Source organism: Butyrivibrio sp. AE3003 (assembly GCF_000686065.1).
Classification (GTDB): domain Bacteria; phylum Bacillota; class Clostridia; order Lachnospirales; family Lachnospiraceae; genus Butyrivibrio; species Butyrivibrio hungatei_A.
Genome location: NZ_JMLX01000001.1, coordinates 3,279,850 through 3,294,502 on the forward strand (window position 1 = coordinate 3,279,850; position 14,653 = coordinate 3,294,502).

9 protein-coding genes are annotated in these 14,653 nt (G+C 43.2%); 8 read left to right on the forward strand and 1 reads right to left on the reverse strand.

The genetic code is table 11. The features are described from left to right. The first annotated feature begins 12 nt into the window (after positions 1–12). The 7 genes from CD00_RS0115750 to CD00_RS20460 all read left to right on the forward strand — a co-directional run bounded on the left by CD00_RS0115750 (position 13) and on the right by CD00_RS20460 (position 13,061). Positions 13–525 (forward strand): hypothetical protein, encoded by a 513-nt coding sequence (locus CD00_RS0115750; RefSeq protein WP_026656828.1) that lies wholly within the window; start codon positions 13–15, stop codon positions 523–525. Between the two features lie 686 nt (positions 526–1,211). Next, positions 1,212–3,695, forward strand: a complete 2,484-nt coding sequence (locus tag CD00_RS18805; RefSeq protein ID WP_034462171.1) for an efflux RND transporter permease subunit — start codon at positions 1,212–1,214, stop codon at positions 3,693–3,695. Between the two features lies 1 nt (position 3,696). Continuing rightward, on the forward strand, positions 3,697–7,410 hold the full coding sequence (locus CD00_RS0115760; RefSeq protein ID WP_026656829.1) for a GLUG motif-containing protein: 3,714 nt from the start codon (positions 3,697–3,699) through the stop codon (positions 7,408–7,410). 118 nt (positions 7,411–7,528) lie between these two features. Further along, positions 7,529–8,605 carry a hypothetical protein gene (locus CD00_RS0115765; protein ID WP_026656831.1) on the forward strand — a complete coding sequence of 359 codons (1,077 nt, stop codon included), beginning with the start codon at positions 7,529–7,531 and terminating at the stop codon, positions 8,603–8,605. Between the two features lie 24 nt (positions 8,606–8,629). Further along, positions 8,630–9,748, forward strand: a complete 1,119-nt coding sequence (locus CD00_RS20795) for a cob(I)yrinic acid a,c-diamide adenosyltransferase (RefSeq protein ID WP_242838995.1) — start codon at positions 8,630–8,632, stop codon at positions 9,746–9,748. Positions 9,749–10,075: 327 nt separating this feature from the next. Beyond that, on the forward strand, positions 10,076–12,667 hold the full coding sequence (gene clpB, locus CD00_RS0115775) for an ATP-dependent chaperone ClpB (protein ID WP_026656833.1): 2,592 nt from the start codon (positions 10,076–10,078) through the stop codon (positions 12,665–12,667). Between the two features lie 175 nt (positions 12,668–12,842). Continuing rightward, the gene (locus CD00_RS20460) at positions 12,843–13,061 is read left to right on the forward strand and encodes a hypothetical protein (protein WP_026656834.1); all 219 of its coding nucleotides are present in this window, start codon (positions 12,843–12,845) and stop codon (positions 13,059–13,061) included. 341 nt (positions 13,062–13,402) lie between these two features. Here CD00_RS20460 and CD00_RS0115785 read toward each other — a convergent pair whose 3' ends face one another. Beyond that, positions 13,403–13,585: a DUF4250 domain-containing protein gene (locus tag CD00_RS0115785; RefSeq protein ID WP_026656835.1), complete on the reverse strand. Its 183-nt coding sequence runs from the start codon at positions 13,583–13,585 to the stop codon at positions 13,403–13,405. Positions 13,586–13,689: 104 nt separating this feature from the next. Between CD00_RS0115785 and CD00_RS0115790 the strand changes: the two genes are divergently transcribed. After that, positions 13,690–14,652: a hypothetical protein gene (locus CD00_RS0115790; RefSeq protein ID WP_026656836.1), complete on the forward strand. Its 963-nt coding sequence runs from the start codon at positions 13,690–13,692 to the stop codon at positions 14,650–14,652. Position 14,653: the final 1 nt, after the last annotated feature.

Sequence of the window (14,653 nt, forward strand, 5' to 3'; positions counted from 1 at the left end):
GGAAATGAGGAGATGAAAAAAAGATTTCTAGGTATTTTAGCACTTGCGCTGGTGTTTACCGGGTGTTCTTTTAATATTCCGGGTTTGGATTCAGATACAGATACGGCCGGTAATCTGGATAGTTTATTTGCAAATGAAGAGGAAATTGATGCCGGATCGGACAGCGCGACAAAGAGCATGTCTTCTGCCGATAATGTAGCAGATGACAGTTCATCAAAGGCTGCTACCAAAGAGAGAAACGGCGCTCCCGGAAGTGACAACGTTGTGAGCGACAAACCTGTAGGTATTTTTTCAAGAGAATACACAGAGGAAATCGAAGGCCAAGAAGTAAAGCAGATCTGTTCCGTTACATTTAATGAAGATGGAACAGGAAGTTTTACACGCCAGGATACAGTAAAAATAACCTGGGCTGATGGCAAGATAACCACAGAAGGTGGCGAAACTTACGAATACGAGTTTAAACCTTCCACCGACGTCCTCAGAATCAAAGAAGAATTCGGATGGGAAGATTACTGCAAAAAGTGATCGAAAGGCATATCGCGATACCGCGGTATGCCTTTACTGTTTCGGGGATAGCAGCCCTTGGGGAGAGGGATATTTGAGCATTGCGCGAGAGCGTAAAGTTTCATGGGAGCCCGAGATCCTTCCTGAAATTCTGCTTTGAGGCTCTTGTTTGACATCCAATCCGCAGGGAATAGGGGGCTACAGGCTTATGTTTTTTCGCAATCACTCCGGCTCACATTTTTATGGGGTTACGACCGTTTTTCTATTATGGCGCATGTTACGACTAAACTCGCATCCCGATGCCTTTATACGCCCGTGTATGCGGGCTATGACACTTCTTATAAAGGCATCGGGATACTCACACAACGTCTCCACATGCGCAGAAAAAACGGTCGTAACCCCATAAAAATGTGGCCTCCCGTGAAATGCTCAAAAACATAAGCCTGTAGCCTCCTATTCCCTGCGGATTGGATGGAGTTTTGAGCCGAAAGAATTTCAGGAAGGATCTCGGGCTCCCCATGAAACTACGCGAAGAAGCAGCTCAAATATCCCTCTCCCCAAGGGCTGCTATCCCCGAAACTTTGGCGGCAAAGGCCTTGGTTGTTAATGCTCACTCAGAGGTGTACAATATATAGTGTATATATAAATTAAATAACAAGCAGTGATGCGTGGATATTCATTATGAAGGTATTTTTGAGGGGGCGAAAATGAGTAGTAATGAAAAGGCCGGAAACAGCTTTATGCTTAAGATCTGTACGTTTATCGTGGATAAGCGTAATCTTTTTTTCTTGATATATGCGATCGTGTGCATATTTTCTGTGATATCGAGGGGCTGGGTAGGTGTAGAGAATAAGCTGCCCAAGTATCTTCCGAAAACTTCAGAGACGTATAGGGGACTTGAACTAATGGAGGAGCAGTTTACGACTTACGGCTCCGCTAAAGTGATGGTTGCGAACATATCATATGACCAGGCACTTCTGATACAGGAGGATGTTGAGAAAATATCGGGAGTTTTCTCGGCGGAAATTGATGATTCGGATGAGCACTATGCCAACGGGTCTGCGCTCTTTAATATTACCTTTGATTATGATGAGACCAATGATAAATGTCTTGAGCTACTTGATACGGTAAAAGAGTATTTTGAACCGTACGATTATTATCTGACCACGACGCTCGGCGATACGCAGTCTGAACTTATAGATCAGGAGATGAATGTCATCTCGGTTATCGTAGTTATTGTCGTTGTCTTGGTACTTGTGCTTACATCGCAGGCGTATGCCGAGGTTCCGATACTGCTTCTTACATTCGGAAGTGCGGCGCTTGTTCAGATGGGCACGAACTTCCTTCTTGGCACTATTTCTTTTGTCTCCAATTCAGTTACGATAGTTCTTCAGCTTGCACTGTCAGTCGATTATGCGGTCATTTTCCTAAACAGATACAAAGAAGAGCATATGACGCTTGAACCCAGAGAAGCGTGTATTGTGGCGCTCTCCAAATCAATTCCCGAGATAACGGGAAGTTCCCTGACTACAATCGGCGGCCTTGTTGCCATGCTGTTCATGCAGTTTGGAATCGGCGCGGATATGGGTATAGTTCTTATCAAAGCGATCATTCTCAGCCTTTTGTCGGTATTTCTTTTGATGCCGGGAATTATCATGGTATTTGCGGGACTCCTTGAAAAGACTAAGCACAAAAATTTCATTCCTCAGATTCCTTTTGTGGGCAAGTTTGCGTATAAAACAAGATATATCATTGCGCCGCTCTTCGTTGTGCTGATAATTGTCGCAAACAGGGTTTCTGCAAAAACCCCGTATGTATACGGCTATTCACAGATTACGCCTCCCCTTACCAACGCTGTTCAGAAGGCAGAGAATATCCAGAAGGAGAATTTTGCGTCGGATAACATGATGGCTCTTGTTTTTCCGTCAGGTGATTATGACAGGGAAAAGAGACTGATAGATGAGATCCTTTTGGAGGATGATGTTACGTCTGTTACGGGCCTTGCAAATACTGAGGCGATGAACGGCTACACATTGACGGAGAAGCTTACGCCGAGGCAGTTTTCGGAACTTTTAAATATCGACTACGAGGTGGCTGAGCTTGTTTACGCCGCATACGCCGTTAATGACGAGGACTATGCCAAAGCGGTCAACGGTCTTGCCAATTACAAGGTGCCGCTGATTGACATGTTCATGTTTGTGTATAAAGAAATCAAAGAGGGCTACGTCACTCTTGATGACGAGCTGATGAAAAAGCTCGAAGATGCAAACAGGATGATGAACTTTGCGAAGAAACAGCTTGAGAGCGACGAATACTCAAGAATACTTATTTATGTGGATCTTCCTCAGGAGTCGGATGAGACTTTTGATTTTATAGAAAAGCTCCACAGAATAACGGAGAAATATTACGCCGCGAGCAAGATCTATGTGGTGGGAGAATCTGTCAGCCAGTACGATCTTAAGAAGTGCTTTTCAAGGGATAACACGGTGACCGGAGTTATTTCGATACTTGCGGTTCTTGTGGTGCTTCTTTTCACATTCAAATCTGCAGGTATGCCGGTTTTACTTATTGCGGTCATTCAGGGATGTATCTGGATCAACTTTTCGATACCCGCCATCCGGCATGACAATCTCTTTTTCCTCGGATACCTGATAGTAAGCTCCATTCAGATGGGCGCGAATATCGACTATGCCATCGTTATCGCGGGCAGGTACACGGAGCTTAGAGAGAGCATGGGCAAAAGAGATGCGATCATCGATACCATGAATCTTTCATTTCCAACGATCATCACATCGGGAACGATGCTTGCCGTTGCGGGAACACTTATAGGAAATATGACGTCGGACTGCGCGATATACGGTATCGGAAAATGTCTTGGCCGCGGAACTATAATTTCCATTCTTGTCACGATGTTTGTTCTTCCGCAGATACTTCTTGTGGGTGACAGAGTAATAGAGCTCACGGCGTTTGTTATGAATATGCCGCTAAGGCTCAAGCAAAGAACCGGAACCATGCGTATTGACGGATTTATAAGAGGCCGCGTTGAAGGTAATGTGACAGGTGTCATTCACGCCGTTGTAAAGGGCGATGTCAGTGCATATATCGAAAACGGCGATATCACTCCGATGGAGGATGAACCGATTGATGCGGAAGATATTGAATTCTATTACACGGAAGGGGAGGACATCTGATATGAAAAAAAGAGTGTGCATGCTTCTTCCGGGAATAGTTCTTTTTATCAATTCTGCTGTCTGTGTGTACGGAGAGACAGGAAATGACGGGCAGGAGATAATTACGACAGGCACGCAGACGGGAGCTTTGGAAGAGCAAAAAGATGTTGATGCGGATATAAAGGATGATATCGACTTACTCATTCCCGATGATATCGAGGAAATCAAGATCGGAAGCGCTGAAGAATTCCTTAAGTTTGCAGAAAGTTGCAGGCTTGATACATGGTCTGTAAACAAAAAAGTGATCTTATCCAAAGATATCTCGCTTGCAGATACTTCTTTTGCGGGAGTGCCGACGTTTGGCGGAGAATTTGACGGCTGCGGACATACGATAAGCGATTTTTCAGTAAAGAGTGACATGTCCTACGTGGCTCTTTTTTCCAATGTTCAAAAGACGGGCATTATTAGGAATCTGAACGTGAAAGGAACCGTGATTCCGACGGGGAAACAGGTTATAGTAGGCGGAATCGTTGCGGACAATCACGGGCTTTTGAGTAAGCTGTCATACGAAGGAGTTGTTTCGGGCGATGATTATGTCGGCGGGATTGCGGGCAAAAACGGGCTTGAGGGAAACATAAAGGATTGCACGGCTAAAGGATATATCAAAGGTGTTCATTTTACCGGCGGAATAGCGGGCGAGAACATGGGAAATATATCAGGCTGTGTCAATGAAAGTGCGGTAAATACAACAAATGTCGATTCGCAGATCACCATAGACAGCATGAATACGCTTAATAAAGTTCTTAATATAATAAAGAACGGTGATAAAGGCAGTGATGAAGCGAGTGCTGATATAACAAGCGTGGATATCGGCGGAATTGCCGGAACTTCCATCGGCATCATATCGGGTTGCACAAATAAAGGGCAGGTAGGTTACAAGCACGTCGGATACAACGTGGGAGGAATTGCCGGAAGACAGTCGGGATATGTGTCGAGCTGCATAAATAACGGCGTTATCCGCGGAAGAAAAGATGTCGGCGGAATTGTGGGGCAGGCTGAGCCGTATGTAACGGTCGATCTCAGCAGAGACGTCGCATATCAGCTCAACATAGCGATAAACGATCTCCATAACAAAGTTACAAAGACCTTGAAGGACGTCAAATATCAGTCGAATACTATCACGAACAGATTGAATGTGATTCAGGAGTATACGGCCGGAGCCATTGAGGACGTCAGGTTTATTTCTAATGAAACGACGGATTTTGCAAACGGCGTGTCAGGCGCGACATCGGAAGCTTTTTCAAGAGTTCAGTATATTCTTGAAGAGTCTGCCAAGGACGATGGGCTTCTTGATAATGCCGATGATGCGATAGAGCATACTTCCGATGCGGTTTCAAGTCTTAAAGAAACGGTGAAGGATCTTGATTATGAACAGTATATGTCGGAAGAGGATAAAAAGAAATACGAAAAAGCCAAGGAAACACTTGAGAGTATTGCGAGTCAGTATGCAATCTTAAGTGAACCTGCTTATAAAGCTTATTACAATAAATTTATTGCAGATGCAAAGAATCCGTCGACGTCTGCAGCAGCTCTTTATCCGAATGCTTCGGATCTTGATTATAGCGGAACGTTTGGATCGTATAATCCTCTCACAGATTCGGATACCAAACTTGTTGAATCATACAATGTTCCCGGAGATTGGACACATTTATCCGATGGCAGGGCGTTTCCGGATAAAGAGGATGAGAATGATGTTAATCTGAGTAAGGATGCTTCAAACTATGCAACGATGCAAGCTGATAAATATGCCCAGAATCATTATCAGAGCGGCGTGGATGGCGGAGAAGGAAGTTTCTATTACACAAGAGATCTTGCGGATGCGAAAGCAGAAATTGAAAGTTTGACAAAGAAGTACATTCGCCTTATGGCAGAAGAGGCAAGAGGTGATGCTCTTGACGCCATGAGTTCTTTGGAAGAGGCAACGGATCATCTGGAAGAAGCCGGAGATCAGGCAAAAGGAATAGTTAGGAATATCGCGGGAAGGGGAGCGATTTCTTTTCCACAGTTCAGCACAGAGTATAAGGCGCATACGGTATCGCTTGCCAACAATATGCAGGGGATGAACGACAACTTCGGGCTCCTTAACAACGAGATGAACAATGCGACGGGGGCAATCGTCGACGACCTTCAGTCTGTGGCGGATCAGTTCAATGTGATAATGAACCTGTATGCGGATGCGATTGACGGTGTTTTGGAAAAAGATTATTCGAATACATTTGAGGATGTGTCTTTGGAGGAGGCTCTTATCTGCACTGATGCGACGATAGACGGATGTATTAACTACGGGGAGGCTTATGGTGACATCGACACATCGGGCATTGCTGGAACGATGGCGATAGAATATGACTTTGATGCAGAGAGCGACATTACGGGAATTAAGGATGCAAAGCTCAATACCTCTTTTATCTCCAAATGCGTTCTGCGCGACAATAAGAACTACAATACCGCGGAAGGTGAAAAGAGCTATATAGGCGGCATCTGCGGACTTCAGGAGATGGGAACCATCATAAACTGCGCAAACTACGGAAATATGAAGTCCAATTCCGGCGAGTATGTCGGAGGCGTATGCGGAAGTTCTTTATCCTACATTGTAAGTTCAAGTTCAAAGGGAATACTTGACGGAATGTCTTATGTTGGCGGTATAGTGGGCGACGGCGCCAATATCAGGGATTGCAGGGCTTTGGTCGATATCAGGGACGCTGATAGCTGGTATGGTGCGATCGCGGGGCACGTAAGCGATGAGGGCGAAGTCAGGGGCAACTACTTTGTGAGCGATACACTTGCGGGAATTGACAGGGTAAGCTACTCATTAAAGGCAGAACCCGTTTCGCATGACAGCAAGGAACTTCCGACTGATTTTGCGGATCTTACGATTACTTACGAACTTGACGATGATGAAAACGGTGACGGAAAGACAATTGTCAAAAAGAGTAACAAGAAGTATGGCGATAAGCTTGATGAAAAGGGATATCCTATTGTTGAACCCAAGGACGGTTATTATGTTACATGGGATAAATCGTCGATAGATTCGGCTACTTCGGACCAGATCATAACCGCAAAGTATTGCAGATACAGGACAACAATTGCTGAAGAAGATAAAGAGCATGACGACGGCGAGGCTTATCAGAGTGAGCTTCTCGTCGACGGTAAGTTTAAGGCTGAGGACAAACTTGTGGTTGAAAGAAATGACTCTTTTGACGTTAAAAAATTCACTTCGGCAAAAGACTATGATGCGGAAACTCTCAAGAATTATACAACGCTCAAAGTCACCGTTCCGGATGACGGAGAGGCTGTTCATACAGTTAGATATAAGCCTTTATCCAAGATAAATGATGCGCTTGGTAGTTTCGAGGTTTACCTCGTAAACGGCGAGGGAGAACAGCTCCTTACAAAGACAGGCGAGATGGGAGAGTACAGCACATACGATATTGAAGGCAATGAGTTTACTTTGAAAGTTAAATTCCCCAAGGCGGGACTTGCGGTATCTAAGTATAAGTACATGGTTATCGCAGCAATCATAATCGGACTTGTATTTATCGCATTGCTTGTCATTGCGGCTATACGTGGCAGTAAGAAAGTACCGAAGATATTCAGGCGAATTGCAAGGAAACTTTCTAAGAGAATCGAAGGTAAAGAGCAGATCTTCTACGATGACAGTGAGGATGATAAGAAATAACATAAACCTGTAAAGAGTTGTAAAAAATGCATCTAACCTGTAAACAGTTGTACAAACTTGTAAAGAGTTGTAAAATGATATCAAACCTGTAAATAGTTGTAATGGAGATATAAATATCATGAAGAACCCTTTTACACATACACCGGGCAGAGTTGGAGATGCTAATATTGTCACAACTATCGAAGAAAAAGTGTATGATAATTTTAGATATCAGCAACCGTCAGAATGTGTATATAAGATAACCGGAATTCGAGGATCCGGCAAAACTGTAATATTTGGAAATATATTAAGACATTACAAGACTGCGGATATGAAAGCGGATGGATGGTTGGTTTATGACTTGTCATCTGCCAGAAGGCCTATAAATACGCTTATTTCATATCTTTTGCTTGAGTCTGAAGTAAAGAAAGTATTATTGTCAGAGAAGACCAATTTAAGTGTTTCGATACCGATTGTTGGGATAAGCGCAGGGTTTGATTCTAAAACCGATATCGATGAGGAAGTTCGGCTTGAGCAACTTGTCGGAATACTCATAAAGGCAAAGAAGAAAATTATGATCGGGATAGATGATATCGCAAAGACAGATGAAATGGCGGAGTTCTGTTCAGTATATGCTAAGCTTATAAGAAATGTGATGGATGATGAAATTGCTGCTCCATGGCCTGTATATCTCATATGTTCCGGTGTATATCAGAATTTTTATGAACTCGGAGAAGTTCCGAATCTTACTTTCTTTAAGCGTGCAGTGGAACTAAAAACAGAGGCCTTCCCAATGCCTGCTATGGCTATAAAATATGAGGATAAGACGGGAATGGAAGAAGATATGGCTATTTCTTTTGCTAAAATGACAAAAGGATTTGCATATGCATATCAAGTGTTTGGAAGCGCGTATTTTGAGTATAAAGATAAAGGCGAAGAATATGTGGTAAAGCAGGCAAAAAGCGAGTTGTTTTCGCAATGCTACGAAAAAATCTGGAAAGAGCTGCCTGAAGGTGAACGTGAGATATTGAAGATAGTATCTTCAGGCCCAAAGAAACGTAAAGATGTTATTGCAGAGATGGATGGAAAGGGAAATTACCAGGTGAACAGCAACGCGCTTAAGAAAATGGGGCTTCTTGCAGATAGTGCACAGTCTTATGGAATTGCTGAAATCACCTTGCCTTTTTTTGGCGAATACATTCAAAAATATTGTTGATAGTGTTATTGTGAAAGAAAAAATATGACTTTTGAACCGTTATCGGTAGCTCTTGATGAGAGCGGGATTAAGAGCTTCATCAAGCGCTACCATTTTAAAGCAAGTGAGAAAAAAGATATCGTGATGCTCTACAGGCAGCTTCATCCAAGGGTACATGCGAGTTTCCATCATGTGATCGAGGGTGATACCGTCTATGTTGTTGTGACGCTCGGAGATGCGTTTGACAGTTTTCAGGACAGTTTTTTGCAAAGAGGCGAGATACAGAAAGCCTTTATAATAGACTGCCTCGGAACAGAAATGTTGTCACTTGCATATGAAGAAGTTGATAAAAAGATATTTGAAAAGACTGGCCTATATGTCGGAAGCTATGTATTTGCGGGAAGTGATAAGATGCCGATTGAAGAGCTTGCGGCGGTTATGGCTAAGCTTGGGCAGAAGATCGTAAAGTGCAATGAGTCTTTTGTTCTTGTTCCGAAAAAGAGTGTTGTGTTCTCGGCGAAGCTTCATAAGGAGAGAACCGAGAAGCATTCTGACTGCGCAAGTTGCAGCGCGGTGAGTTGTCCTATGAGGAAAGAACCGCAGAAGAAAAAGAGCGCGTCAAAGCAGGGAACTAAGCGCCAAAAGGGACTGATACATCTTTATACCGGAGAAGGGAAAGGTAAGACTACCGCTGCAATCGGGCTTGCCGTGAGGGCAGCAGGCGCGGGCCGGAAGGTTGTCTTTTCACAATTCATGAAAGGAAGACAGACTTCCGAGTTAAACAGTCTTTCGCTTATTCCGGGAATTACGATTGTCAGAAGCGACAAGGAACTTGGATGGCTGCACCGTGATGATGACGAGCAGTGTGAGGCTTTTCGCGTTGTGCATAATGAAATCCTTGAAAGAATCTTGGAACTTATTCAGGCGGGAGAATGCGATGTTCTCATAATGGATGAGATCACTTACCCGTACAACTACGGAGTTATTGATAAAAAGAGGCTTGAAGAGCTGATAGATAATAAGCCGTCAGGCATGGAGATTGTCATGACGGGAAGAAATGCCGACGAGCTCCTTGCGGACAGGGCGGATTATATAACTTATATGGAAAAAATCCGTCATCCTTATGACAAGGGGATTGAAGCCAGAGAAGGGATAGAGTACTGATACGTTTAGCGAAGGAATATGCAGACTGGCTTGGCAAGTATTGAGTGTATTGGCAATCCGTACGCCCGGCCGCAAAGGTATATATTCGGAAATGCGCTGTGTACGGCTGCGCAGTGATTTTCATACTATAATAAAACCCGAAGATGCTTCCTATCACGTTGTTTAGAGAAGTCAGCATCTTCGGGTTTTTGGCATCGCGGGAGTTGACAATAGAAAATAACGTGTTATAGTTGTAGTAGAACAACTAGAATTATGAAAAATAGTTCCGAAATTTGCGAATAATTATCGGAACTTCCTTGTAAGTGTGCGTTACATGAGGAGGGAATTATGAATATCCAGAAGTTTACACAAAAGTCCATAGAGGCTGTGAGCGGATGCGAGAAGATTGCGGTTGAATACGGCAATCAGGAGATAGAACAGGAACATCTTCTCTATGCCCTTATGACAATAGAAGATAGTCTTATTTCAAGACTTGTGGAAAAGATGGGCGTTGATACTGCATCTTTTATCACAAGGATTGAACAGGGAATCGGCAAGAGAACCAAAGTGCAGGGCGGACAGCCATATATAGGCGCGCAGCTTAATAAAGCTCTTTTATCCGCTGAGGACGAGGCCAAGGCGCTCGGAGATTCGTACGTTTCTGTCGAGCATATTTTTCTGGCTCTTTTAAAGCATCCAAATAAAGAGGTAAAAGAGATCTTTGCTCAATTTGGAATCGACAGGAACAGATTTCTTCAGGTTCTGTCGGAGGTAAGAGGTAACAGGAATGTTACGACCGACAATCCCGAGGCAACATACGATACGCTCAGCAAATACGGCACGGAGCTTGTCGAGAAGGCAAAGCAGCAAAAGCTGGATCCCGTTATCGGACGTGATACCGAGATTCGAAACGTAATAAGGATTCTTTCAAGAAAGAGCAAGAATAATCCCGTTCTCATAGGTGAACCGGGTGTCGGTAAGACTGCGGTTGTTGAGGCACTTGCGCAGCGAATTGCGAGCGGGGATGTGCCTTCTGCTCTTAAGGATAAAAAGATTTTTTCACTCGACATGGGAGCTCTTGTCGCGGGAGCTAAGTACAGAGGCGAGTTTGAAGAGAGACTTAAGGCTGTACTTGAGGATGTAAAAGGGTCTGACGGTGAGATAATTCTTTTCATCGATGAGCTTCATTTGATAGTCGGCGCAGGTAAGACTGACGGTGCAATGGATGCGGGCAACATGCTTAAGCCCATGCTTGCAAGAGGCGAGCTGCACTGTATCGGTGCGACAACGCTCAATGAGTACAGACAGTATATAGAAAAAGATGCAGCTCTTGAGAGACGTTTCCAGCCTGTCATGGTGGATGAGCCCACGGTTGAAGATACGATCAGTATTCTGAGAGGATTGAAGGAGAGATATGAAGTCTTCCACGGCGTTAAGATTATGGACAGCGCGCTTGTAAGTGCGGCGGTTCTTTCAAACAGATATATTTCGGACCGTTTCCTTCCCGATAAGGCAATTGACCTTGTGGATGAGGCGTGCGCTCTGATAAAGACAGAGATGGATTCTATGCCTGCAGAGCTTGATGAGCTTAACCGCAAGATCATGCAGATGCAGATTGAGGAAGCGGCACTTAAGAAAGAGGATGATTCTCTTAGTGCAGAGAGACTTGCCAATTTGCAAAAAGAGCTCGCAGATCTAAAGGAAGATTTTGATACCAGAAAGGCTCAGTGGGAGAATGAAAAGCAGGCAGTTGACAGACTTGCCGCCATGCGTGAGCAGATAGATACGATCAATTCCGAGATTGCGATCGCACAGAGAAACGGTGATTACGAGAAGGCCGGAGAACTTCAGTACGGTAAGCTTCCTGCTCTTAAGAAAGAACTTGAAGAAGCGGAGGAACTTGCACATCAAAAAGAAGCAGACACAACGCTTGTTCATGAGAGAGTTTCCGATGAGGAAATCGCGGGAATCATCAGCAGATGGACGGGAATTCCTGTAAATAAGCTGACTGAGAGTGAGAGAAACAAGACACTTCATCTTGCGGATGAACTCCATCAGAGAGTTATCGGACAGAATGATGCGGTAACACTTGTTTCAGAAGCGATAATGAGATCAAAAGCGGGAATAAAAGATCCCGGAAAGCCCATAGGATCGTTTCTTTTCCTCGGACCTACAGGTGTCGGAAAGACAGAGCTTGCAAAGAGTCTTGCTCAGGCACTTTTTGACGATGAGAACAACATGGTCCGTATCGATATGAGTGAGTACATGGAGAAGTACAGTGTGTCACGTCTTATCGGTGCGCCTCCCGGATACGTTGGTTACGAGGAGGGCGGTCAGCTCACGGAAGCAGTGAGAAGAAAACCTTATGCGGTAGTTCTTTTTGATGAGATTGAGAAAGCGCATCCCGATGTGTTCAATATCCTGCTGCAGGTTCTGGACGACGGACGAATTACTGATTCTCAGGGCAGAACCGTAGACTTTAAGAACACGATTCTTATCATGACTTCAAATATAGGTGCGCAGTATCTTCTTGACGGAATCGACGGCGCCGGAAATATCAGCGAAGAAGCACAAAAAGCGACGATGGAGGACTTAAGAAGCCACTTTAGACCTGAGTTCCTCAACAGACTTGATGAGACTATCATGTTCAAGCCTCTTACAAAAGATAACATCGGCGGAATCATCAAACTTATCGTTGATGATCTCAACAGCAGACTTTCAGAGCGCGAGATCTCGATAAGACTGACTGATGCGGCGCAGAACTATATAATTGATGAGGCATACGATCCGATCTACGGCGCAAGACCTCTTAAGAGATATGTGCAAAAGTATGTTGAGACCTTGTCCGCAAAGCTCATCCTCGAAGACAGAGTAAAACCTCACGACACCATCGAATTTGATGTGCAAGGCGGCGAACTTATCGCTTCGGCGAAACACTGATGCAAGGAACTGCAGTCCGGCTATAAGGGAAGTTCTCTTGCTATTACATATGTTGATATTCAAGGCATAAAAAAAGATACGCTTTTCATTCTTTGCTCCAAAACTCGCCCATAAATGGGCTCAAACAGTTGGAGCAAAAACAGAATGAAAAGCGTATTTTTTATTGCTCTTGAATATGGCAACATATGTAAATGCTGCGAAAACTTCCCTTATAGCCGGACTGTGGTTTTTGATTTATCTATTTAATGATAGCGTCATAACCCAGATAGATTTTGCGGAAGATAGAAGGTTTATCTGTGGATTTAAGGTCTGTTCATGTAAAAAAAGCGATGAAACCCAGATAGATTTTGCAGAAGATAGAAGATTTATCTGTGGATTTAAGGTCTGTTCATAGAAAAAGAGCATGAAATTCCAGATAAGCTGGGTATAAGCTGCTTTTCTTATCTGTATTTTTGCGATATGGGTTGAAAAAATAGCCCAAAATCGCAGATAAAAAAGGATAAATGATAAGTTTATCTGGAAAATAGGCAAAATATATCCAATCGCTACAGAGCAGTTCTAATACACTTAGCAATGGCGACTGATAAAAATCTATGCATTCTTGAACATGAAGTTTAAGAATGCATCAACCAAGCCAATTTGAATCGACTTCGTCGATAGGGCTTGGCTGACTCCTGATTCATGTTCTCACAAAATCCGCAGCAAGTGCGGATTTCTGTAATTTCATTTAAGATGTCATGCAAATTGATTTCTTCCGGAATCATACTTATATCCGATTCCTTCGAGTTTGCCTATGATTTCGGCAAGCTCTTCTTTATTAATTTCAAGATCGTCGCAGAGCGCATCGAGGCTTGAATAGTTGTCTCTCAGTTTCATATTCATATAACTTAATAGCATAACAGGATCTTTCGGTAACATAGTGAACCTCCCGGAGAATGTGCTTTCGCACTGTTAATAGTATTAATTACATGATACGATATTTGAGCTTGAAAACAAGATGCAACATGGCAAGGAGACGGAATATGTTTAGGAGAGAAAAACTAATATTGGCAGCAACGGTGTGTTTTTTGCTTACTGCCTGTGGAGAGGCTAAGGCTGATGCAGAGAAGATTTTAGAAAAGACAAAGGTAGGCAACGAATTATTTACTGATGAAAAAGAACAAGGTGATAGTAGTGTTTCAACTTCGATAGAGGGTGAGTCTGACGGTGAATCATCTGCTATTGCAGATACTACGAGTGATGATGCGGCTCTTGATAGTGAATCATCTTCTTTTTCAGATACTGCAATCAATAGTACGGCTTCCGACAGTGAGACAATAGCTTTATATGGAAAAGAAGGTTCTGCTGACGAGATGTATGATGCATACAAAAAAGCACTCAGAGACTTTGTGGCAAAAGGGAAATGGCTGTGTGAGGAAGAAGAGAATGATATGCATGATATAGATTCAAATAGTTTTGTTGCGGATTTTAGTGTGTTTGATCTTGACGGAGATGGGTATGATGAATTGATTTTTAGATTTAATGCTAGCATTTCTGCCTCTAAGTATGAACAAGTTATTGGATATGATTTTACAAAACATGAATTATATGAAGAGTATCATGGATATTATGGGCTTGAATTTTATGAGAACGGTGCTATTGAAGACGGCCTGTCTCATGGTGCTCTGTATACAGGTGATTTTTGGCCTTATAATTTATATGTGTTTAACAAAAATACAGGCAAATATGACAGGGCCGGTTATGTTGAGGCATTATGGTCTGAAGCTTGGCCATCAGATGAAACATCATTTCTCTCAAATGTGGATAAAGACGGAAATGGTTATGTCTATTTTATTGATTCTCATTATTCTAGTGATAATTTGAAATTTGCAGTAGATGATGATAAATATCAGGCGTGGCTTAAGTACTATACAAATGGAACTGAGAAATTGGATATTGATTATCACGATTTAACCGAGGAAGAGATATCAAAAATCGGGAAATAAT

What these genes read in the sequence shown, in the direction of transcription:
- CD00_RS20795 (WP_242838995.1), top strand. Translation starts at nt 8,630, where the DNA reads ATGACTTTTGAACCGTTATCGGTAGCTCTTGATGAGAGCGGGATTAAG.
- CD00_RS0115750 (WP_026656828.1), top strand. Translation starts at nt 13, where the DNA reads ATGAAAAAAAGATTTCTAGGTATTTTAGCACTTGCGCTGGTGTTTACC.
- CD00_RS0115785 (WP_026656835.1), bottom strand. Translation starts at nt 13,585, where the DNA reads ATGTTACCGAAAGATCCTGTTATGCTATTAAGTTATATGAATATGAAA.
- clpB (WP_026656833.1), top strand. Translation starts at nt 10,076, where the DNA reads ATGAATATCCAGAAGTTTACACAAAAGTCCATAGAGGCTGTGAGCGGA.
- CD00_RS18805 (WP_034462171.1), top strand. Translation starts at nt 1,212, where the DNA reads ATGAGTAGTAATGAAAAGGCCGGAAACAGCTTTATGCTTAAGATCTGT.
- CD00_RS0115790 (WP_026656836.1), top strand. Translation starts at nt 13,690, where the DNA reads ATGTTTAGGAGAGAAAAACTAATATTGGCAGCAACGGTGTGTTTTTTG.
- CD00_RS0115765 (WP_026656831.1), top strand. Translation starts at nt 7,529, where the DNA reads ATGAAGAACCCTTTTACACATACACCGGGCAGAGTTGGAGATGCTAAT.
- CD00_RS0115760 (WP_026656829.1), top strand. Translation starts at nt 3,697, where the DNA reads ATGAAAAAAAGAGTGTGCATGCTTCTTCCGGGAATAGTTCTTTTTATC.
- CD00_RS20460 (WP_026656834.1), top strand. Translation starts at nt 12,843, where the DNA reads ATGGCAACATATGTAAATGCTGCGAAAACTTCCCTTATAGCCGGACTG.